Source organism: Demequina soli, from assembly GCF_000971195.1.
Classification (GTDB): domain Bacteria; phylum Actinomycetota; class Actinomycetes; order Actinomycetales; family Demequinaceae; genus Demequina; species Demequina soli.
In genome coordinates this window covers 202613-223172 of sequence record NZ_BBLZ01000001.1, presented here as the reverse complement: position 1 = coordinate 223172, position 20560 = coordinate 202613, and the positions used below count along the sequence as shown (strand labels likewise).

Below are 20560 nucleotides of genomic sequence, written 5' to 3'. Positions count from 1 at the left end.
CGAAGGCAGGTGACGCATGACCATCGAGAGCGTTGAGCACCACGGGGTGCCGTTGCGCGTCGCGCGTGCCGACGGGGACGCGCGCGGCGGAGTCGTCGTCCTGCACCAGGCGCCCGGGTACACGCCGCAGATCGCGGAGTGGCTCGAACGGCTGGCATCGCGCGGTTACACGGCGGTGGCTCCGATGTTGCACCACAGGCGGGGCGAGGATCTGGTCGACCCGTTCGGCTTCCCCAGCGTCGAGGAGTTCGCGCTCGCGATGCCGGGCGACGACTCCACCGGGGCAGATATCTCGAGCGCCATGGACTTCCTGCGGGGTCTGGGGATCGACTCGACCCGGATCGGCGTCCTGGGGTTCTCGTTCGGAGGCCGTGCGGCCCTGGTCGCCGCGCTCGAGGGCTCGGTGGCGGCGGCAGCCAGCTACTACGCCAACGGCATCATCGAGCCGGCGTACGGTGAGCACCCGGGGCTGCAGGCACTGGGCGGCCGACTTGCCGCACTCACGACTCCGTGGCTCGGGCTGTTCGGAGCCGATGACTTCCTGCTTGCCGAGGGTGAGCTCGACGCGATCGAGCACGCCCTCGCCAGCGCTGGCGCAAAGGCTCAGGTGGTCCGCTACTCCGGCGCGGGACATGCCTTCGACCTCGAGGAGTTCATGCCCGGACTGCCGAGTCCGCTCGTGCCTGAAGCCGCCGAGGACGCTCGAACGCGCACGTTGGCGTTCTTCGAGCAGCACCTCGGCTGACGAGGGGGGCTTCAGGCCGTCACGCCGGTCCCATGCCGGGTGGCATGGGACCGGCGCTGGACGTTCGGGGGTGCCAAGTTCGGGGTGGTCGGCCAGCGGCTGGCGGGGTGCAGTGCCAACGCTGCGGGGCGGTTCTCACCACGCATCTCGCCACGGCCGTATCGACCCGCGCCTGGCCGTCGGGCGCGGGTATTGGTCGCGTCGGGATTGCCGGCCGCACCGATTGGCGGCGTCTGGCCCGGTCCTGCGGTCCCATCAGGAACCCATCAGATTCAGCCGAGGCCAACCCGAGGCACCCGGGTGCGGTCGCCATGAGCGGGCCGCCCCCGCCCACGCGCCGGCCATCGCGCCGGGCTAGCGTGGTGCACGGGGTGAGCGCGCATGAGCGAGCACGAGGGCGAGGGCCCAGCGGTCGCGCCGAATCCTGCGCAGGAGGCGCAACGCGCCCGCCGCACGGTGGGCGCGTTCGTCGTCGGCGCCGCCACCGTGATCTGGTGGCCCGCCTTCACGCTGGGCGCGTGGGGACGCGTCTTCTTCGAGCAGATCCTCCTGCTGTGGGCCGCGGCCACCGCCGCGCTGCTGGTCGTGCTGTTCCGCCAGGGAGGGGAGCGCCCGCGCGGGCGCGTGCTCGCGACGCTGCTGGTCCCCACGCTGTGGATCGTCGGCGAGTTCGTCGGCTCCGCGGCCGACAACCCCGCCGTCACGCAGCTCGTGCGCTGGTTCGGCGCGATCGTCACCGTGGTGGGGCTGCCCACCCTGGTGTGGGTGCTGCTGCGCACGGTCAGGCCCGACCTGGTCGAGGCCGTGCCGGCGCGGGGATGGGCGGCCGCGGCGGCGACCGTCGGCATCATCGCCGCGGTGAGCCTTGTGCTCGGCTGGCTCAACCCGCACTTCCTGCAGTGCGAGGACTTCACCATCAGCGGCAACTCGCCGCCGCCCGGGTGCACTCCGGCCCCCTGAGGGGTCGCGCGCCCTGGCGTTCCGGGCCCGGCGCGCGCATCCTGGGAGCCGTGAGCACCGCCGTCACCGTCATGCTGATCGTCCCCGACGCGGCCGCCGCGGTGCGCTGGTACGCCCAGGCCTTCGGCGCGGCACCCCGGTGGGACCTCGGCGGGGTCGCGCTCCTCGAGATCGCCGGGGCGCCGTTCCTGGTCCACGAGACCGTGCCGGGGAAGGAGCGCGAGACGGACCCCCTCGCCGCCGGCACCACCACCGCGCGGATCGAGCTGCTCGTCGACGACCCCGACGTGGTCCTCGCGCGAGCCGCGGCGGCGGGTGCCTCCGCCCTCACGCCAGTATCCGAGCATGCGATGCCCTGGGGGCCGCACCGCCAGGGCGGCCTCACCGACCTGTTCGGCCACCGGTGGTCCGTCGGGGACCGGTCGCCGCTCGAGGCGAGCGACGCGTAGGCGGGCCGCGCCTCTGGCACGCTGAGCGCATGACGTCGGTCCAGGCCCTGCGCCGCGCGGTCCTCGCGGTCGCGCTCATCAACCTCGCCTACGCGGTCGTGGAGTTCACCGTCTCGCAGCTCATCGGCTCGGTGTCCCTCGTCGCGGACTCGATCGACTTCCTCGAGGACGGGATCCTCAACATGTTGATCTTCTTCGCGGCGGCCTGGCCCCTGCACCGCCGCGCGCGGGTGGGCCACGCCCTCGCGATCGTGATCCTCGTGCCCGCGGCTGTCACGCTCGTCACGGCGGTCGTCAAGATCCTCGATCCGACCCGCCCGGAGACGCTCCCGCTCACCGTCACCGCGTTCGGTGCGCTCGCGGCCAACCTGGTCGCCGCCGCGATCCTCGCGCGTCACCGCCACCATGGCGGCTCGCTCGCGCACGCCGCGTGGCTGTCCGCACGGAACGATGCGCTGGCCAACGTCGCGATCCTCGCGTCGGCCGCGATCGCGTTGGCCTGGGTGTCGGGCTGGCCGGACATCGTGGTCGGCGTCGGGATCGCCGCGCTCAACGCCGACGCGGGGCTCAAGGTGTGGCGCGCCGCGTCGAAGGAGCGGCTCGAGGCCAAGCAGGCCGAGGCCTAGCGGGAGGCCGGCCGGCGGGCCCTCAGAGCATCGACGTGCCGAGCGCGACCACGGCGAGCAGCGGGAGCAGGCCCTGCTTGAGGGCCGCGCCGGCGTAGGCGCGCGATCCCGCGATCAGCACGAGCGCGGCGGCGGCCATCGACCCGCATCCGGCCAGGATCAGCGCCCGCCCCGCCGCATCGTCCCCCGTCGCCAGCAGGACGATGCCGACCCCGGCCGTGATCGCGAGGAACAGGTTGTAGAAGCCCTGGTTGTAGGCGAGCGCACGCGTGGTGCGCGCCTCCTCCTCGGTGGCGATGCCGAACACCCGCCACGTCGACGGCCGCATCCACGCGAACGACTCCAGCCAGAAGATGTACACGTGCACCGCCGCCGCCAGCCCGGCGAGCACCATCGCGATCGTCTGCATCACGCCTCCGCTCATGCGGTCAGGCTACGACCACGTAGGCTCGCGGCATGGCACACAAGCGGGTCACCTACGTCCTGGTCGACGGCGAGAACATCGACGCCACCCTCGGCACCTCCATCCTGGGGCGCCGCCCGCGCCCCGAGGAGCGTCCCCGCTGGGAGCGCGTGCTGCGCCACGTGCAGGAGCGGTGGGACCAGCCGACGCAGGGCCTGTTCTTCCTCGCCGCGAACAACGAGCTGCCCATGACGTTCGTGCAGGCGCTCCTCGCGATCGGCTTCCGGCCGGTGCCGCTGTCGGGCGGGCCGGGGGAGAAGGTCGTCGACATGGCGATCCAGCGCACCATGGAGGCGCTGCGCGAGCGTCAGGACGACGTGGTGCTGGTCAGCAACGACGGCGACTTCGTGGACGGCATCGAGGACCTCCTCGACGGCCGCCGGGTCGGGCTCGCGGGCTTCGTCGAGTTCCGCAACAACGCGTTCATCGAGCTCCAGGAGCAGGGCCTCGAGTTCTTCGACATGGAGTACGACATCCACGCGTTCAACGAGCCGCTGCCGCGCGTGCGCATCATCCCGATCGCGGAGTTCGACCCGCTGCAGTTCCTGTAGCGGCACGATGCGCCGGCCGGGGTGGTCCCGACCGGCGCATCGTCCGGGTGGGCCGGCGCGACGCGCCGACCGTCAGGCCGCGTCGCCCACGGCGATCGCCATCGCCTCGACCTCGGCCGGCTCCGCCAGGTGCGCGTCGACGCGCGCGAGCACGCCCCGCGAGGCGGTGACCACGACGGCGCCCGCGAGGACGGCGACCGCGGCAACCGCGTACGGCAGCCAGTCGCCGGCCTGAGCCGCGAGCCATGCCGCGAGCGGCGGGGCGATCGCGCCGCCGAGGAAGCGCACCGACGAGTACGCCGACGAGGCGACGGTGCGCGGGAAGTCCGTGGCCTCCATGACGGCCTCGGTGAACACGGTGTTGAGCACGCCGAGGAGCAGGCCGCCGATCACGACGCAGGTGACGAGCGCGGGCGGCGAGGACACCAGGAACGATGCGGCCAGCAGGTCGGCCGCGAGCAGCGTGAGCGTGCCGCCGAGCACCGCGGTGCGGCGGATCCGCGCGGTCAGCAGCGGCGCGACCCACACCGAGGTGATCGCGACGCCGAGCCCCCACCCGAAGAACGTCAGACCCAGCCCGATCGCGCCGAAGCCCAGCGGGAACGGGGTGTAGGCCAGCAGCGTGAAGAAGCCGATGTTGTAGAGGAACGCGGTGATCGCGAGCCGCTGGAGGCCGCGGTGGCGCAGCGCCCGGAACGGCGCGCTGAACGGCACCCGCACGCGCGGGGTCGCGTCGCCGCGCAGCATGACGAGCAGCGCCACGAACGCGATCGCCATGAGCGTCGCGGTGCCGAAGAACGGCGCGCGCCACGAGACGTTGCCGAGCACGCCGCCCAGCAGCGGGCCGATCGCGATGCCGAGGCCCAGCGCCGCCTCGTAGAGGATGATCGCGTTCGCGGCGCCGCCCGAGGCGGCACCCACGATCGTCGCCAGCGCGGTCGAGATGAACAGCGCGTTGCCGAGCCCCCAGCCGGCGCGCAGGCCGATGATCTCGTTCACGGAGCCCGCCCCGCCGGCCAGCGCCGCGAACACCACGACGAGGCCGAGGCCCGCGAGCAGCGTCCAGCGCGTGCCGATGCGGCCGGACACCCAGCTGGTGACCAGCATCGCGAGGCCGGTGACGAGCAGGTAGGACGTGAAGAGCAGCTCGGCCTGCGCGGGGGTGGCCTCGAGGGCCTCCGAGATCGCCGGCAGGATCGGGTCGACGAGGCCGATGCCCATGAACGCGACGACGGACGCGAACGCGACCGCCCACACCGTGCGGGGCTGGTGGAGGATGCTGGACGGGGACTGGGGACTGCTCACAGTGACTCCTTGTCGAGGGTGTCGAGGATCGCGGCGGCACGGGCGAGCGTGGCCCAGTCGTCGTCGGTGAGGTGGGCGAGCGCGGGCTCGAGCGCGGTCGCGAGGCGATCACGCCACTCGACCGCGGCGGCGCGCCCGGCCTCGGTGAGGGTGAGGACCGTCGCGCGGGCGTCGGCGGGGTCGGGCCCGCGCGACACCAGGCCGTGGCCCTCGAGCGTCGCCGCGGCCTGGGTGACGCCGGGCTGCGACAGGCGCAGCGCGGCGGCGATGGCGCCGATGCGGAGGGGGCCCTCCGCGGTCAGCAGCGACAGGATCTGCCGGGACGATGCGGGGGTCGCGTCCCCGGTCGCGCGCGCCGCCTCCCGGGTGAGCCGGTTCGATGAGACGAGCAGGGCGGCCAGGGTGGCGCGGCGCTGGTTTTCCATTCTTCAAATATATAAGTCACTTATGTATATCCGTCAAGGCGTGCCCGTGGCGCCGCGCGTCCGCGCGGTGGTGGGTGCGGCCGTCAGACGGCGTGGAGCCCGCGGCCCGGCGTCGCGGGAGCGCCGTCGCTCGAGAGCCCGCCGCGCAGGCGCTCGACGCTGAGGTCCACGCTCGAGATGATGCGCGCGGCTGCGGCGAGGATCGCCCAGTCGGCTTCGGCGAGCCCCGTGAGCGCAGGCGCGGCCACCTCGGCGAGGCGCGCGCGCCACTCCGCGACCGCATCGTGGCCCGCGGCGGTGAGGGAGAGGAGCGCGTGGCGCGCGTCCGCGGGATCGGGGCGCCGCGCGATCAGCCCCTGGTCCTCGAGCTGCGCCGCGGAGTGCGCGATCGCCGGCGGCGGGATGCGCACGGCGGCCGCGACCGTGGAGATCCGCAGGTCGCCCTCGGCGGCGAGCAGGCCGAGGATGTGGCGGGTGGCGGACCCGGTGCGATCGCCGAGCGCGGCGGCGGCCGAGCGCGTCGCGTCGTGGACGGCGCCGAAGAGCGCGACCAGCGTGTCCCGTCGAGCGTCGTCCATAGGCGAGGTATAGGCCCGGCCCGGGGAGGCGTCAAGGGCGGGCGCCCCGGTTGTCCCGCATCGTCCGCTATGTCTTCCGAATTGGCCTGTGTGCGCGCGACGCGTACGATTGCGGGGTTGCCCGACCACCGGGAGCCGACGGAGCCCCCGCGGGCCCCACAACCCAACGCCAGGAGTACGTAGTGACCAGCGCCCTCGAGAAGATCGACGCCACGACCGTCAAGCTCACGGTCAACCTCACCGAGGCGGACCTCGCCGACAGCATGAAGCACGCCTACGAGCACGTGGGCAGCCAGGTGCAGATCCCCGGCTTCCGCAAGGGCAAGATCCCCGCGAAGGTCCTCGAGCAGCGTGTGGGCAAGGGTGCGATCATCGAGCACGCCGTCAACGACGGCCTCCCCGGCTGGTACTCCGAGGCCGTCCGCGAGACCGGCATCCGTCCCTTCGGCCAGCCCGAGGTCGAGGTCACCAAGGTTCCCGGCGTCGTCGCCGGCGACGAGGGCCTCGAGTTCACCGCGGTCGTCGAGGTGCGCCCCGAGGTGACCCTCCCGGCCGCCGCCGACCTCATCATCGAGGTCGAGCCGATCGTCGTCGAGGACGCCGACGTGGACGAGCGCCTCGAGGCGCTGCGCGAGCGCTTCGGCACCCTCGTGGGCGTCGACCGCCCCGCGGCCGACAAGGACTTCGTCACGATCGACCTCTCCGCCTCGATCGACGGCGAGACCATCGACACCGTGCAGGGCACCTCCTACCAGGTGGGAGCCGGCAACATGCTCGAGGGCATCGACGAGGCCATCGCGGGCCTGTCGGCCGGCGAGGAGACCACGTTCGAGGGCCCGCTCGCGGCCGGCGACCACGCCGGTGAGACCGCGCAGATCACCGTCAAGGTGACCGCCGTCAAGACCCGCGAGCTCCCCGAGGCGGACGACGACTTCGCGCAGCTCGCGTCGGAGTTCGACACGGTCGCCGAGCTCCGCGACGACCTCAAGGAGCAGGTCGCCCGCATCAAGACCAACAACCAGGCCATGGAGGCCCGCGAGAAGCTCCTCGAGAAGCTGACCGAGGCCACCGACTTCGAGCTCCCCAAGAAGGTCATCGAGAACGAGGTGCACAGCCACCTCGAGAACGAGAACCGCCTCGAGGACGACGAGCACCGCGCCGAGGTCACCGAGGAGGCCACCAAGGCCCTCCGCACCCAGATCCTCCTCGACCAGCTCGCCGAGGACCTGGACATCGAGGTCGAGCAGCCCGAGCTCCTCGACTACCTGATCAACTCGTCGCGCCAGTACGGCATGGACCCGGGCACCTTCATCCAGCAGGTGGAGCAGGCCGGCCAGATCCCCGCGATGGTGGCCGAGGTCGCGCGCTCGAAGGCCACCGCCTTCGCGCTGCGCCGCGCCGCCGTGGTCGACACCGCGGGCGCCGCCGTGGACCTCTCCGAGGTCATCGGCTCGCTCGAGGACGAGACGAAGGCGGAGGAGGTCTCCGAGGAGGCCGCCGCCGAGTAACCCGCCGCGCGCGCCCGCGCGCCGACGCCGCGAGGCCCCGGTCACCGTGAAGGTGGCCGGGGCCTCGCGCTCGTTCTAGGCGTTCGTGCTGTGCTGGACGTCGTTCTGCAGGTTGGTCCACCAGTCGACGCACTGCTGGTCGTTCGCGCAGCTCGCGACCGCGACGATGACGGCGATGATCGCGATGATCGTCAGCAGGATGTTGAGGTAGCCGATGATGAGGCCCGCGATGCCGAGCCCCCGGAGGTCGGCCTCGCCGCGCCGGGAGGCGCTCACGCCGAGGTGGCCGAAGATCACGCCCAGCAACCCGAGCCCCAGCAGGCTCGTCACGAACGAGGTGATGTTGAGCCACGTCTTCGTGCCCGCGGGCCGGGGGGTCGCCGGGGGAGGGGCCGCCGCGTAGGGCGGCTGGCCGTAGGGTTGCTGCGGCGGGTACAGGGGCTGGGCGGCGTAGGGCGGCTGGCCGTAGGCCGCCTGCGGCGCCGGGGACGATGCGGCGGTCGGCTGGACCGGCGGCTGCACCTCGGGCGGGGTGCCCGGGGCGGCGGGAGGCGCGGGCGGCTCCGGGGGAGCCGTCGGTGGTGCCTCCGGCTGCGCTGGCATGGGCTCGGTCGGGGGCTGCGTCTCCGGGTCGAACGGTGCGGCGGCCGCGGGCTCCACGGGGAGCACCTCGGTGGGCTCCGGCTCGGGTGCCGCCTCGGGCTCGTCGGGTGTGGACATCGTCCCTCCTCGGATCGCGTGGTCGGGGCCCTTCCCAGGCTATCCGCGGCCGCCCCGCGGCGTGCGGTGAGCGCCGTCGGCGCCCGCCGTCAGGCGGGGGTCGTGGTGCAGATGTCGGCGGGGTTCGAGCCGCCGCACGTGTCGACAGCCCAGCCGACGAGGGCCAGCAGCGCGATCATGCCGAGGATGCCGAGCGCGATGACGACGTACCCCACGATGAGCCCGGCCAAGCCCAGGCCGCGGTTGTCGGCCTCGCCCCGGCGGGCGGCGCTCAGGCTGAGGTGGCCGAAGATGACGCCGGGGATGGCCGTGAACCAGGTGAACAGGCCGACGAGGGACAGCACGAGCGAGGTGATCCCCATCCAGTTCTTCTCGGTGGCGGGCGGCGGGCCGTAGCCCGGCGCGGGCTGCGCGTAGCCGGGAGCCTGGGCGTAGACGGGCTGCTGCGGGGCGTACGGGTCCTGCGGTGCGTCGCTCACGGGGTCCTCCTGGGATGCTCGGGTGGCGCTGACGCCCCCAACGTAGGGGCCGCCGCCCGCCCGGCGCATCGTCCCGCGGGCCGATCCGGCGTGTCGGCCGCTCAGGGTTGCCCCGGAGGACGGGCGCCGTTCCCCCCGTAGCGAAAAGGGGGCGTCGGCGGCATCGTCGTGCGCGCCGTGCGCGTTAGGGTCAACCAGGACGCTTGACAGGAGGACACACGTGAACGACATCACGGCGCGAGGCGAGGGGCCCGGCATGGCGCTCAACGACTCGATCTTCAACCGGCTGCTGCGCGAGCGCATCATCTGGCTCGGCGACGAGGTGCGCGACGACAACGCGAACGCCATCTGCGCCCAGATGATGCTGCTGGCCGCGGAGGACCCGGACAAGGACATCTACCTGTACATCAACAGCCCCGGCGGCTCCATCACCGCGGGCATGGCGATCTACGACACGATGCAGTACATCAAGCCCGAGGTCGCGACCGTCGCGATGGGCATGGCGGCGTCGATGGGGCAGTTCCTGCTCTCCTCGGGCGCGCCCGGCAAGCGCTTCGCGACGCCGCACGCCCGCGTGATGATGCACCAGCCCTCGGGCGGCATCTACGGCACCGCGACGGACATCCGCATCAACGCGGAGCTCATCATGCACATGAAGAAGGTGCTCGCCTCGCTGACCGCCGCGCAGACCGGCAAGTCGGTCGAGCAGATCAACAAGGACGCCGACCGCGACCGCTGGTTCACGGCCGACGAGGCGCTCGAGTACGGCTTCGTCGACAAGGTGATCAAGCACGCGGCCGAGGCCGGCGACAAGTCCCAGGGAGGCAAGGCGTGAGCGAGATCCAGCGCGCGTTCCAGGCGGCCGGCCGCACGGCCGGCACGTTCGGCGGCGGGGCGTACGAGGCCCCCTCGTCGCGCTACATCCTTCCCCAGTTCGAGGAGCGCACGGCCTACGGCTTCAAGCGCCAGGACCCGTACGCGAAGCTCTTCGAGGACCGCATCATCTTCCTCGGCGTGCAGATCGACGACGCGTCCGCGGACGACGTGATGGCGCAGCTGCTGGTGCTCGAGTCGCAGGACCCGGACCGCCTCATCACGCTGTACATCAACTCGCCCGGCGGCTCGCAGACCGCGCTCACCGCGATCTACGACACGATGCAGTACATCAAGCCGGAGATCCAGACGGTGTGCCTGGGCCAGGCGGCCTCCGCCGCGGCCGTGCTGCTCGCGGCCGGCACCCCCGGCCGTCGCCTCGCGCTGCCCAACGCCCGCGTGATGATCCACCAGCCGCGCATCGAGGGCGGCGCCCGTGCGCAGGCCTCGGACATCGAGATCTACGCGGAGGAGATGCTCCGCATGCGCGAGTGGCTCGAGAACACCCTGGCGTTCCACTCCGGCCAGACCCCGGAGAAGGTGCGCGAGGACATCGAGCGCGACACGTTCCTGTCCGCCGCCGAGGCCCGCGACTACGGCCTCGTCGACCAGATCCTCGAGTCCCGCAAGGGCACCGAGTCCGTCCACCTCTAGGACGACCCGTGATCGAGGGGCGTCGCGCGCGGAGCACACCGTGCACGGCGCCCCTCGGCGCGTCCGGGCGGCCCGCGCATCGTGCCGCGGCCGCCCCGGGCACGGGCGGGACCGGCGTGCCGTCTCCCGCATGTCGGAGGGCGTGGGTAGCCTGGAGGGGCACGACGTTGCTCGTGAGAGGAGTCTCCCGATGAACCGACCCGCTGACAGCGGCGACCTGCTCAAGTGCTCGTTCTGCGGCAAGACGCAGAAGCAGGTGCGCAAGCTCATCGCGGGTGGTGGTGTGTACATCTGTGACGAGTGCATCGAGCTGTGCAACGAGATCATCGAGGAGGAGTTCGCCGAGCAGGTCGAGGCCGAGCTCACCGAGCTGCCCAAGCCGCGCGAGATCTTCGACTTCCTCGAGCAGTACATCGTGGGCCAGGAGAGCGCCAAGCGCGCCCTGTCCGTCGCCGTGTACAACCATTACAAGCGCGTGCGCGCGGGCGAGACCCGCCTCAAGGGCGACGACGACCAGGTGGAGATCGCCAAGTCGAACGTCCTGTTCATCGGGCCCACGGGCACCGGCAAGACGTACCTCGCGCAGACCCTCGCGAAGATGCTCAACGTGCCGTTCGCGATCGCGGACGCCACGGCGCTGACCGAGGCCGGCTACGTGGGCGAGGACGTCGAGAACATCCTGCTCAAGCTGCTGCAGGCCGCCGACTACGACGTCGACAAGGCGCAGCGCGGCATCATCTACATCGACGAGATCGACAAGGTGGCCCGCAAGGCCGAGAACCCGTCGATCACGCGCGACGTCTCCGGCGAGGGCGTGCAGCAGGCGCTGCTGAAGATCCTCGAGGGATCGGTCGCGTCGGTGCCGCCGCAGGGCGGGCGCAAGCACCCGCACCAGGAGTTCATCCAGATCGACACCACGAACGTGCTGTTCATCCTCGGCGGCGCGTTCGCCGGCCTCGAGGAGATCATCAGCTCGCGGGTGGGCCGCAAGGGCATCGGCTTCGGCGCGACGCTCAAGGAGGCCGACAACATGGACCTCTTCTCCGAGGTCACCCCCGCGGACCTGCACAAGTTCGGGCTCATCCCCGAGTTCATCGGCCGCATGCCCGTCATCGCGACCGTGAACCCTCTCGACGTCGAGGCGATGGTGAGCATCCTCACGGAGCCCAAGAACGCGCTCGTCAAGCAGTACCAGCGCATGTTCGAGCTCGACAACGTGGAGCTCGAGTTCGACCCCGAGGCCGTCCACGCGATCGCCGAGCAGGCGCTCGACCGGGGTACCGGTGCGCGCGGCCTGCGCGCGATCATGGAGGAGGTCCTCCAGGAGACGATGTTCGACGTGCCGGGCCGCGACGACATCGCCCGCGTGGTCGTGACGCGGGAGACGGTCATCGACCGCGCGATGCCGGCCTACGAGGGTCGCGTGGAGCAGCAGGGCGCCGCCTGACCCTTTTCTCCGAATGGGTAGACGGTTGTCGGTCTCAGCGGATCTGCGCGCCTGACCGGTAGCCGATTGTCGCCTACCGTGTCGCGCGTGCCACGAGCACGCCGCGCACCAGCGCGCGGCACCACTCGGGGCGCTCGGTGACGTCGCGGTGGCTCAGGCGGATCGTCTGGATCCCCACGAGCGCGAGATCCGCGTCGCGGCGCATGTCCCGCTGACGCTGCAGCGGCGTCGAGTGGAGCTCGTCGGCGTCGAGCTCGACGTCGGTCAGCGTCGCCGGATCGAACATGTCGAGGCGGTAGCTGCGGTTGTTCGCCATGACGTGGTGCTGGCGCACGAGCCTCGCGAACTCGCCGGTGTTGAACACCCTGCGCGGGCCGCGCTCCTCGAGGTCGGTCTCGGCGCCGGTCTCGGCGTCGGTCAGGCGCTGCGCCAGCTCGCGCCGGGCCGGGACGCGCGGGACCGCCTCGAGCGCGTCGAGCAGCGAGCGGGCGCTCACCAGGTGGGTCGAGATGGCCTTGTGCACCGCGGCGGCGCGCTGACCTCCGGGGAGGAGCCCGTACCCGAGCACCACGGCGTGCGCCGGCCCCACCAGCGTCTTCCCGCCGATCCGCGACAGCGGCGGCTGCCAGCTGATCCGCCGGATCCGCAGCCACTCCGGCGTCTGGTGATGCATGGGGTGGGGCACGACCAGGTCGACGACGCTCGGCGGCTCGGCGAGGAACCCCCACACGTGCATCGCGGCGGGGCCCGACAGCGTCCCCGTCACGCCCGCCCACAGCAGCGCCGCGTCGACGCGCGCCTCGAAGGATCGTTGATGGACATCCGCGACGTAGGCGTCCGGAAGGATGCGGACCGCCTCCCCGTGTCCGATCGCGGTCCGGGCCTTGCGGGCGGAGGACATGCTCGCGAGCTCCGCGAACGTGAACGCGCGCGTGGTGCGGCGCAGCGTGTCGACGAGCATCTCGCCGGATGCCTGCGAGGGAAGAACGCGGAGGTGGGTCACACGCCCAGTTCTAGCCGTCGGCGCGACCCGCGGGACCGGGGGGTCGCGGGTCCTGGGGAGGGAGCGGTCCGCGCGCGGTGTCGGGGACATCGGCGCGCCCGGGGCGGGTGGTCAGGCGGCCAGCGCCTCGCGGTCCCCGGTCAGGGCCGCCACCACCGACGCCGCGTCGTCCCCCACGCCTCCCAGGAGCTGCGACGCCATCCGGGTCTGGAACGGCATCCCCACGAAGGTCAGCCCCGGCACCGCCGGCGCGAGCCCGAAGGGCGCCACCGGGAACCCGTGCGCGTCCCTCTCGAGCGCGGGCACGTCGATCCACCCGAGGTCGCCGCGGTAGCCGGTGCACCACACGACGGCGTCGACCTCCAGCGGCCCCGAGTCCGCGACGGGCACCCCGGCGTCGACGCCCTCGATCCTGCCCACCCGCCGCACCCCGGCCGCCTCGACATCGTGCGCCGAGATCCGGATGAGCGGGGCGCCGTGCGCGAGCGCCTGCGGCGCGACCCTGCGGCCCATCGGCGTGCGCCGGTTGAGGACGCGCGTGATCACCACCCACCACGCGCCGCCGGCGACGGCGAGCAGGGCGTCGGGCGGGTGCGGGGTCGGGTGCCCGGCGATGGTCACCTCACGACCCGCGGCCGCGAGCTCGACCGCGATCTCCGCGCCGGACGTCCCGAACCCGACGACCAGCACCCTGCGGCCCGGCACGTCCGCGGGCGACCGGTACGCGTCCGAGTGCACCTGGACGATGCTCGGGTCCATCCCCGCGCCGACCTCCGGCACGTGGGGGAGGGTGGTCGCGCCGGTCGCGACCACCACAGCGCCGGCGCGCATCGGTCCCGCGGACGTCTCGAGCGCGAAGCCCCGGGGCCCTCGTGCGAGCCGGTTCACCGCGACGCCATGGCGCACGGGCAACGCGCGCGCATCCTCGTAGCGCTCGAGGTAGTCGGCGACCTCGTCCTTGGTGGGGAAGTATCCGCGGGGGTGCTCCCAGGCGAGGCCGGGCAGGGTCGAGTGCTGGACGGGGGTGAAGAGCCGCAGCGTGTCCCAGCGTCTGCGCCACTGGGCCCCGGCTGCGGGCCCCGCGTCGAGGACCACGTGGTCCACGCCGGCCCGCTCGAGGTGGTGGCCGGCGGCGAGTCCCGCCTGGCCGCCTCCGATGACCACGACATCGTGCTGATCGTCCACGGCGCACCTCCCGACACGCAGTAGTTGGAACATGATTCCAACAACTGGAACGCTATTCTAATGGCGTGGACGCCGTCAAGACCTCGGCCGAGAGCCGCGCCCCGCGCCGGCACGCGGAGGCCACGCGTGCGCGCATCGTCGAGGCCGCGCATGCCCTCATGGTCGACAAGGGCTACGGCCGCACCTCCATCGCCGACATCGCGCGGGAGGCGGGCGTCGCGGTCCAGACCGTGTACAACGCGGTCGGCAGCAAGCGCGAGGTGCTCGACGCGGTCCTCGACGCCGCGGCCGCGGGCCCGGGCGCCCCGCGCCGGGTGCCCGAGTTCATGGCCGAGCGGGCCGGCGCCACCGCGACCGCGCGCGAGATGGTCGCCGTGCTCGCCGCGTGGTTCGCCGAGTCGCAGCCGCGGGTCGCGCCGGTGATCCGGCTGATCCGCGAGGCGGCGGCGCACGACGACGCGGTCGCCGAGCTCGAGCGCCGGCGCGCGTCCCAGCGGCTCGCGCACTACGGCCTCGCGGCGGACCAGCTGCGTGAGCGGCCCGGCGCGAGGGACCTCCCGCGCGCGGACGTCGCGGCGCTCATCTGGAGCGTCGGCCACCCCCATACCTACGCCCAGCTGGTCGAGGTCGAGGGCTGGTCCCTCGCGGAGTACGCGGCCTGGGTCGAGCGGGCCCTCGCGGCCGCGCTGCTCGAGGGGTAGCAGGGGAGACGCGACGGCCCGCCCGGCGGGACGCCCCCCGGAACAGGGACGCCGCGCGGGGCGAGCCGGACGTGCGGGAGGCTCAGGCCTCCGCGAGCACCGCGTTCTCGGTGCGCATGACGGTGGGGTCGGCGATCTCGTCGGACGAGCCGTCCTCGGAGCCCAGGCCGTCGACGTTGGGCTCGAGAGCGGCCTCCGTGTCGACGATCTGCATCGCCTCGACGCGGCCCGCGGCGAGCAGGTCCGGCTCCGCGGCGCGCACGAAGCCCGCCTTCGCGGCCGGCACCAGCAGGTCCACGGACACGATCGCGGTGCGCTGCGAGACCTTCGCCTCCGACTTGACCTTGCGCAGCACGGACAGCGCCTCGCCCGCGGCGGCGAGCAGGGGAGCGCCCTGCGAGGACGCACCCGCGACCTCGCGCAGCGGCGACGACACGGGCCAGGACGCGCGATGCACCGAGCCCTCCTGGAACCAGCTCCACACCTCCTCGGTCGCGAACGGCAGCACCGGCGCGAACAGGCGCAGGAACGTCTGCAGGGCGAGGGTGAGCGCGGCGCGGGCCGATGCGGCGCCCGCCGAGCACGTCGCGAGCGGATCGATGGCCTCGCCGGGGGCGGCGCCGTCGTAGGCGCGCGCCTTGACCAGCTCGAGGTAGTCGTCGCAGAACGTCCAGAAGAGCGTCTCGGCGACCTCGAGGGCCTTGGTGTGGTCGTAGCCCTCGAGCGCCTTGGTGGCGGCGTCGACGACGTCGGCCAGCGCCGACAGCATGGCCCGGTCGAGCGGCTCCGTGACGGACGCGGAGGTCACGTGCGCGGTCGCGGCGAGCCCGGCCTCGAGCGAGGCGTCCGCGGCGGTCGCGATGCCCGTCGCGCCGAGCACGAACTTCGAGGCGTTGAGCACCTTCATCGCGAGGCGACGGCCGATCTTCATCTGGCCCTCGTCGAACGCGGCGTCCGTGCCCAGGCGCGCGGCGGCGGCCCAGTAGCGGACCGCGTCCGAGCCGTGCTGCTCGAGCAGGCCCATCGGCGTGACGACGTTGCCCTTCGACTTCGACATCTTCTTGCGGTCGGGGTCGAGGATCCAGCCGGAGATCGCGGCGTGCTTCCACGGCAGCGTGCCGTGCTCGGCGTGCGAACGCACCACCGTGGAGAAGAGCCACGTGCGGATGATGTCCTGGCCCTGCGGGCGCAGGTCCATGGGGAACGTGGCCGCGAACAGCGCGGGGTTGTCGCGCCAGCCGCACACGATCTGCGGGGTGAGCGACGAGGTCGCCCACGTGTCCATGATGTCCTTCTCGCCGGTGAAGCCGCCGGGGACGTCGCGCTGGTCCGCGGTGTAGCCGGCGGGCACGTCGGCCGACGGGTCCACCGGAAGGGCGTCCTCGCCGGGGACGATGGGGTTCTCGTAGTCGGGCGAGCCGTCCGCGAGGACGGGATACCAGACGGGGATCGGCACGCCGAAGAAGCGCTGACGCGAGATCAGCCAGTCGCCCGTGAGGCCCTTGACCCAGTTCTCGTAGCGCACGCGCATGAAGTCGGGTTCGAAGTCGAGCTCGCCACCCCGGGCCACCAGCGCATCGTTCAGCGCCTTGTCGGTGCCGCCGTTGCGGATGTACCACTGGCGCGTGGTGACGATCTCGAGCGGCTTGTCGCCCTTCTCGAAGAACTTCACGGGGTGGGAGATGGGGCGCGGCTCGCCGTCCATGACGCCGGCCTCGACGAGCAGCTCGACGATGCGCTTCTGCGCCGAGAACGTGGTCATGCCGGCGATCTCGGCGTACGCGGCGAGGCCCGCCTCCGACTCGATGCCGTGCGGCGCCTCGGCAAGCATGCGGCCGTCCCAGCCGATGACGGGGCGGGTCGGCAGGCGCAGCTCGCGCCACCAGGTGACGTCGGTGACGTCGCCGAAGGTGCAGATCATCGCGATGCCGGAGCCCTTGTCGGGCTGGGCGAGGTGGTGCGCCACGACGGGCACCTCGACGCCGAACAGCGGCGTGCGCACGTGCTTGCCGAACAGCGGCTGGTAGCGCTCGTCGTCCGGGTGGGCGACCAGGGCCACGCACGCGGGCAGCAGCTCGGGGCGCGTCGTCTCGATCCAGATCGACTCGTACGAGCCGGTGGCCTCCTCCATGTCCGCCGCCGGCTCGAACGCCAGGCGGTGGTAGGCGCCGGGACGCTCGCGGTCCTCGAGCTCCGCCTGCGCGACCGCGGTGCGGAACGTCACGTCCCACAGGGTCGGCGCCTCGGCCTGGTAGCACTCGTTGCGGGCGAGGCCGCGCAGGAACGCCTGCTGGGCGACCGCCTGGGACGAGGGGGAGATGGTCTGGTAGGTGCGCGACCAGTCGACCGAGAGGCCGAGGTGGCGCCACAGCGACTCGAACTGCTTCTCGTCCTCCGCGGTGAGGCGCTCGCACAGCTCGACGAAGTTGCGGCGCGAGATGGGCTGCTGGTCGGCCGCCTTGACGGACTTGCCCTCGCCGCCCTCGAACGGGGGCTCGTAGCCCTCGACGTAGGGAAGCGTGGGGTCGCAGCGCACGCCGTAGTAGTTCTGGACGCGGCGCTCGGTGGGCAGGCCGTTGTCGTCCCAGCCCATCGGGTAGAACACCTCGCGGCCGCGCATGCGCTGGAAGCGGGCGACCACGTCCGTGTGCGTGTAGCTGAAGACGTGGCCGACGTGCAGGGAGCCCGAGACGGTCGGCGGCGGGGTGTCGATCGAGTACACCTCGTCGCGAGTCCTCGACTCGTCGAAGCGGTACGTGCCGGCGGCCTCCCAGGCCTCGTTCCAGCGGTCCTCAAGCCCGTCGACGGTGGCCTTGTCCGGGATGCGCGAAGTCATGGGCGCCATTCTTCCAGAGGGTGGACGATGCGCGGAATCAGGGCCGATGCCGCAGCAGCGGCCCGAACCACGCGGCCACCACGACGGCCATGACCGCCGCCCCGGCCGCGGCGGGTACGGCCAGGTCCCGCGCATCGTCCCTCCGCAGGGCGAGTGCGCCGCACGCGACGGCGCCGGCGGCGTTGATCGCGGACCAGGCGGCGTTGTGCGCGGGCGGCGACATGCCGCGCCCGGGCGGGTCCGCGAAGGGCGAGGGGAACGGGCGGCCTCGCGCGGCGGCCGTCCCGTGCGGCAGCGCGTTGACGGCGAGCGCGCCCGCGAGGGTCGCCAGCGCCGCGGGTGAGATACGAGGAATGACAGCATCATGCCCGCCGGCGGCGCGTGCGGCCCGGGCGGAGGACGATGCGCCGGTAGCCTCGGGAGGCATGGAGGCGAGGGTGGGCGCCGGCTTCCTCAAGGCGCTGGAGCGGCTCGACGGCGACGCCGGCGACGTGCTCGAGCGTCGCCTGCGCGACCTGCTGCGGCTGCGCGTGTCCCATCTCAACGGCTGCCGCCACTCGATACGCCTGCACGCGGAGTCGCTCGCGGACGCCGGCACGCGTCCCGACCTCATCAGCGCGCTCGCGCGGCCCGCCCGCCAGATCCGTCCCGGCCTGGTGAGCGACGGCGAGATGGCGGCGCTGCGCCTGGCCGAGGTGCTCACGGACGCGCCGCGCGCGCTCGAGGAGGAGGCCCGCGCGCACGCCGGCGAGTGGTTCAACGCGACCCAGCTGGGCGCGATCGTCGAGGTCGTCGCGACCACCAACGCCTGGAACCGCGTTATGCGCGGGGTGGAGTAGCGCTCAGTCCTCGAGGTTGCCGAGCATCGTCCTCAGCGCGGCGGTGGCGGCCTCGATCTGGGGCTCCGTGAGGCCGTCGGTGGCGCGCTCGTGGATGCTGTCGACCTCCACGTGGAGGTCGGCGAGGGCGTCGCGACCGGTCGCGGTGGCGGCGAAGAGGCCGTCCTCCTCGGCGACCCAGCCGCCCGCGGCCAGGCCGTTCCACGCGTCGGTGAGGCGGCCCGCGCCGTAGCCGGGCGGCATGCGTCCCTCGACCGCGTCCCAGGCGAGCGGGTCGGGGGCGCCCGCGAGGACGCTCAGCAGGACGAACTCGGCGCGGGTGGTGGAGCGGTCGGCGAGCGCATCGTCGAAGGCGGCGTCGTAGGCGTGACCGAGTGCCTTGATGAGGGCGTCGAGGCGCACCGCGTCGTGGCTCATGCCCTCAGGGTACGGATTGCCAATGACAAATGTGAAGGAAGTGGTGCGTGTGAAGGGCGAGATCGACGTCGCCCTCGCGCCCGATCACACCCGTCACATCTGTCATTGGAAATCGGACGCCTAAGCCCTTTCGGATTCGTTCTCCGGGCCTCCGACCCTCTCGACCATCAGGTCGGCGACCTCGTGGACGCCCACGAGCACGCGGCTGGCGCCTTGCTCCTGGAGGTAGGCGACGTCCCTCGAGCCGTGGCCGCGCGCGACGATGTCGGCGTCCGGCGCGAGCTCGCGCGCCTTCGCGACCACCGCGCCCGCGTTGAGCGGGTCCGGCACGCCGACGAGCACGGCGCGCGCCGAGCCGATGCCCGCGGCGCCCAGCACCTTCGCGCGCGCCGCGTTGCCCAGGATCGCCTCGTGCCCCAGGTCGCGGATGGCGGCCACGCGGGTCTCGTCGTCGTCGATCACGACCACCGGGATCGAGGCGGCCCACAGCCGGCGCGCGGCCCGGCCGCCGACGCGCCCGTAGCCGACCACGATCACGTGGCCCGTCGCGGCGGCTGCGATCGGGCCGTCGTCGGGCGAGGCCTCCGCGACGTCCTTGGCCGCGCGGCGCGCGACGACGCGCGACACCCACGCGAACAGCAGCGGGTTGAGGATGATGGACACGATCGCGCCCGCGAGCACCAGGTCGCGCGCCTGCCCCGGCAGCGCGCCGAGGTCCTCGCCGAGCGTGACGAGGATGAAGGAGAACTCGCCGATCTGCGCGAGCGAGGCGGCGACCACGACCGACATCGACCGCGAGTAGCGCAGCGCCCTCACGAGCACGAACGCGATGCCGAACTTGCCGGCGACGATCACGAGGACGGTCGCGAGCAGCGCCACCGGGTGCTGCCACACGACGGCCGGGTCGACGAGCATGCCGACCGCCACGAAGAACAGCACCGCGAACGCGTCGCGCAGCGGCAGGGAGTCCTCCGCCGCGCGGTGCGACAGGTCCGACTCGCGCAGGATCATGCCCGCGAAGAACGCGCCCAGCGCGAACGACACCTCGAACACCCATGCGGCGCCCACCGCGACGCCGAGGCCGATCGCGAGCACGCCGAGCGTGAAGAGCTCGCGCGAGCCCGTGTCGGCCACGCGCGCGAGCGTCCACGGGATCACGCGGCGGCCCACGATCCACATGAGCGCGACGAAGCCGCCCACGCGCAGGACCGTGAGCGCGAGCTCGCCCGCGAGCTCACCGCCCGAGACCGCGTCCCCGCCGGCGAGCACGGGGACCAGCACCAGGGCGATCACCATGGCGAGGTCCTCGACGATGAGCCAGCCGACGGCGATGTGGCCCGCGCGGGTGTCGAGCATCTGGCGCTCCTCGAGCGCGCGCAGCATCACCACGGTCGACGCGACGGACAGCGCGAGGCCGAACAGGATCGCGGCGGTGAGGTCCCAGCCGAGCAGCAGGCCGAGGCCCGTGCCGAGCCCGGTCGCGACGATCATCTGCACGATCGCGCCCGGGACCGCGACGCGCCGCACCGCGAGCAGCTCCTTGAAGGAGAAGTGCAGCCCGACGCCGAACATCAGCAGGATCACGCCGATCTCGCTCAGCTGCTGCGCGAGGTCGACGTCGCCCACGAAGCCGGGCGAGTGCGGGCCGATGAGCAGCCCCGCGGCGAGGTAGCCGACGATGGGGGACAGCCGCAGCCTCTGCGCGATCAGGCCGAGGGCGAACGCCGCGACCAGGCCCACCGCGATCGTCGTGATGAGGGGCGCGTGGTGCAGCATGGCACGACCCTATCCGGCCC

The 20560-nt window shown here is 72.8% G+C and carries 23 protein-coding genes; 11 read left to right on the top strand and 12 right to left on the bottom strand.

What is annotated here, in order from left to right; genetic code table 11:
• The first annotated feature begins 16 nt into the window (after positions 1 to 16).
• The 4 genes from AOM04_RS01075 (at position 17) to AOM04_RS01060 (ending at position 2780) form a co-directional block, all read left to right on the top strand.
• A complete protein-coding gene (locus AOM04_RS01075) occupies positions 17 to 745 on the top strand; it encodes a dienelactone hydrolase family protein (protein WP_062461021.1) in 729 nt (242 codons plus the stop codon).
• A 381-nt stretch (positions 746 to 1126) separates the two neighbouring features.
• Positions 1127 to 1705, top strand: coding sequence for a hypothetical protein (locus tag AOM04_RS01070; RefSeq protein ID WP_062461018.1), 579 nt, complete (start codon positions 1127 to 1129; stop codon positions 1703 to 1705).
• 50 nt (positions 1706 to 1755) lie between these two features.
• Positions 1756 to 2154: a VOC family protein gene (locus tag AOM04_RS01065; RefSeq protein WP_062461016.1), complete on the top strand. Its 399-nt coding sequence runs from the start codon at positions 1756 to 1758 to the stop codon at positions 2152 to 2154.
• 29 nt (positions 2155 to 2183) lie between these two features.
• Positions 2184 to 2780 (top strand): cation efflux transmembrane domain-containing protein, encoded by a 597-nt coding sequence (locus tag AOM04_RS01060; RefSeq protein WP_062461013.1) that lies wholly within the window; start codon positions 2184 to 2186, stop codon positions 2778 to 2780.
• Positions 2781 to 2802: 22 nt separating this feature from the next.
• On the opposite strand, the gene AOM04_RS01055 is transcribed toward AOM04_RS01060, so the two are convergent.
• A complete protein-coding gene (locus tag AOM04_RS01055; RefSeq protein WP_369401298.1) occupies positions 2803 to 3204 on the bottom strand; it encodes a DUF1304 domain-containing protein in 402 nt (133 codons plus the stop codon).
• Positions 3205 to 3236: 32 nt separating this feature from the next.
• On the opposite strand from AOM04_RS01055, the gene AOM04_RS01050 reads away from it, so the two are divergent.
• Positions 3237 to 3794 carry an NYN domain-containing protein gene (locus AOM04_RS01050; RefSeq protein WP_062461011.1) on the top strand — a complete coding sequence of 186 codons (558 nt, stop codon included), beginning with the start codon at positions 3237 to 3239 and terminating at the stop codon, positions 3792 to 3794.
• Between the two features lie 72 nt (positions 3795 to 3866).
• On the opposite strand, the gene AOM04_RS01045 is transcribed toward AOM04_RS01050, so the two are convergent.
• The 3 genes from AOM04_RS01045 to AOM04_RS01035 all read right to left on the bottom strand — a co-directional run bounded on the left by AOM04_RS01045 (position 3867) and on the right by AOM04_RS01035 (position 6102).
• The gene (locus AOM04_RS01045) at positions 3867 to 5099 is read right to left on the bottom strand and encodes an MFS transporter (protein ID WP_062461008.1); all 1233 of its coding nucleotides are present in this window, start codon (positions 5097 to 5099) and stop codon (positions 3867 to 3869) included.
• Positions 5096 to 5524, bottom strand: coding sequence for a MarR family winged helix-turn-helix transcriptional regulator (locus AOM04_RS01040; protein ID WP_062461005.1), 429 nt, complete (start codon positions 5522 to 5524; stop codon positions 5096 to 5098). The genes AOM04_RS01045 and AOM04_RS01040 overlap by 4 nt, the downstream gene beginning before the upstream one ends.
• An 83-nt stretch (positions 5525 to 5607) precedes the next feature.
• Positions 5608 to 6102, bottom strand: coding sequence for a MarR family winged helix-turn-helix transcriptional regulator (locus AOM04_RS01035; protein ID WP_062461002.1), 495 nt, complete (start codon positions 6100 to 6102; stop codon positions 5608 to 5610).
• Between the two features lie 182 nt (positions 6103 to 6284).
• Between AOM04_RS01035 and tig the strand changes: the two genes are divergently transcribed.
• Entirely contained in the window at positions 6285 to 7610 is a 1326-nt protein-coding gene (tig, locus tag AOM04_RS01030; protein ID WP_062461000.1) for a trigger factor, read from the top strand.
• A gap of 75 nt (positions 7611 to 7685) precedes the next feature.
• Here tig and AOM04_RS01025 read toward each other — a convergent pair whose 3' ends face one another.
• Together AOM04_RS01025 and AOM04_RS14915 are read right to left on the bottom strand one after the other, a co-directional pair.
• A complete protein-coding gene (locus AOM04_RS01025) occupies positions 7686 to 8330 on the bottom strand; it encodes a DUF4190 domain-containing protein (protein ID WP_062460997.1) in 645 nt (214 codons plus the stop codon).
• A gap of 89 nt (positions 8331 to 8419) precedes the next feature.
• On the bottom strand, positions 8420 to 8809 hold the full coding sequence (locus tag AOM04_RS14915; RefSeq protein ID WP_062460995.1) for a DUF4190 domain-containing protein: 390 nt from the start codon (positions 8807 to 8809) through the stop codon (positions 8420 to 8422).
• 256 nt (positions 8810 to 9065) lie between these two features.
• On the opposite strand from AOM04_RS14915, the gene AOM04_RS01015 reads away from it, so the two are divergent.
• The 3 genes from AOM04_RS01015 to clpX all read left to right on the top strand — a co-directional run bounded on the left by AOM04_RS01015 (position 9066) and on the right by clpX (position 11783).
• Positions 9066 to 9644, top strand: a complete 579-nt coding sequence (locus tag AOM04_RS01015) for an ATP-dependent Clp protease proteolytic subunit (RefSeq protein ID WP_062462265.1) — start codon at positions 9066 to 9068, stop codon at positions 9642 to 9644.
• 5 nt (positions 9645 to 9649) lie between these two features.
• Complete coding sequence (locus AOM04_RS01010) at positions 9650 to 10336, top strand: ATP-dependent Clp protease proteolytic subunit (protein ID WP_082104338.1); 687 nt, start codon at positions 9650 to 9652, stop codon at positions 10334 to 10336.
• 190 nt (positions 10337 to 10526) lie between these two features.
• Positions 10527 to 11783 carry an ATP-dependent Clp protease ATP-binding subunit ClpX gene (gene clpX, locus AOM04_RS01005; protein WP_062460989.1) on the top strand — a complete coding sequence of 419 codons (1257 nt, stop codon included), beginning with the start codon at positions 10527 to 10529 and terminating at the stop codon, positions 11781 to 11783.
• A 73-nt stretch (positions 11784 to 11856) separates the two neighbouring features.
• Here clpX and AOM04_RS01000 read toward each other — a convergent pair whose 3' ends face one another.
• Positions 11857 to 12786, bottom strand: a complete 930-nt coding sequence (locus AOM04_RS01000) for a putative endonuclease domain-containing protein (RefSeq protein ID WP_062460986.1) — start codon at positions 12784 to 12786, stop codon at positions 11857 to 11859.
• A 111-nt stretch (positions 12787 to 12897) separates the two neighbouring features.
• Positions 12898 to 13971 (bottom strand): flavin-containing monooxygenase, encoded by a 1074-nt coding sequence (locus tag AOM04_RS00995; RefSeq protein ID WP_228373575.1) that lies wholly within the window; start codon positions 13969 to 13971, stop codon positions 12898 to 12900.
• Between the two features lie 65 nt (positions 13972 to 14036).
• On the opposite strand from AOM04_RS00995, the gene AOM04_RS00990 reads away from it, so the two are divergent.
• Positions 14037 to 14672, top strand: coding sequence for a TetR/AcrR family transcriptional regulator (locus AOM04_RS00990; RefSeq protein ID WP_062460981.1), 636 nt, complete (start codon positions 14037 to 14039; stop codon positions 14670 to 14672).
• A gap of 82 nt (positions 14673 to 14754) precedes the next feature.
• Here AOM04_RS00990 and valS read toward each other — a convergent pair whose 3' ends face one another.
• Both valS and AOM04_RS14735 read right to left on the bottom strand, forming a co-directional pair.
• The gene (gene valS / locus AOM04_RS00985) at positions 14755 to 17508 is read right to left on the bottom strand and encodes a valine--tRNA ligase (protein ID WP_228373574.1); all 2754 of its coding nucleotides are present in this window, start codon (positions 17506 to 17508) and stop codon (positions 14755 to 14757) included.
• A gap of 37 nt (positions 17509 to 17545) precedes the next feature.
• A complete protein-coding gene (locus AOM04_RS14735) occupies positions 17546 to 17935 on the bottom strand; it encodes a hypothetical protein (RefSeq protein ID WP_062460978.1) in 390 nt (129 codons plus the stop codon).
• On the opposite strand from AOM04_RS14735, the gene AOM04_RS00975 reads away from it, so the two are divergent.
• Entirely contained in the window at positions 17934 to 18347 is a 414-nt protein-coding gene (locus AOM04_RS00975) for a carboxymuconolactone decarboxylase family protein (protein ID WP_062460972.1), read from the top strand. The two genes, AOM04_RS14735 and AOM04_RS00975, sit on opposite strands and share 2 nt — an antisense overlap.
• Before the next feature lie 3 nt (positions 18348 to 18350).
• Here the strand turns inward: AOM04_RS00975 and AOM04_RS00970 are convergent, their stop codons facing one another.
• Positions 18351 to 18764: a winged helix DNA-binding protein gene (locus AOM04_RS00970; protein WP_062460969.1), complete on the bottom strand. Its 414-nt coding sequence runs from the start codon at positions 18762 to 18764 to the stop codon at positions 18351 to 18353.
• A gap of 120 nt (positions 18765 to 18884) precedes the next feature.
• Positions 18885 to 20540 (bottom strand): cation:proton antiporter domain-containing protein, encoded by a 1656-nt coding sequence (locus AOM04_RS00965; protein ID WP_062460965.1) that lies wholly within the window; start codon positions 20538 to 20540, stop codon positions 18885 to 18887.
• Between the last annotated feature and the right edge of the window lie 20 nt (positions 20541 to 20560).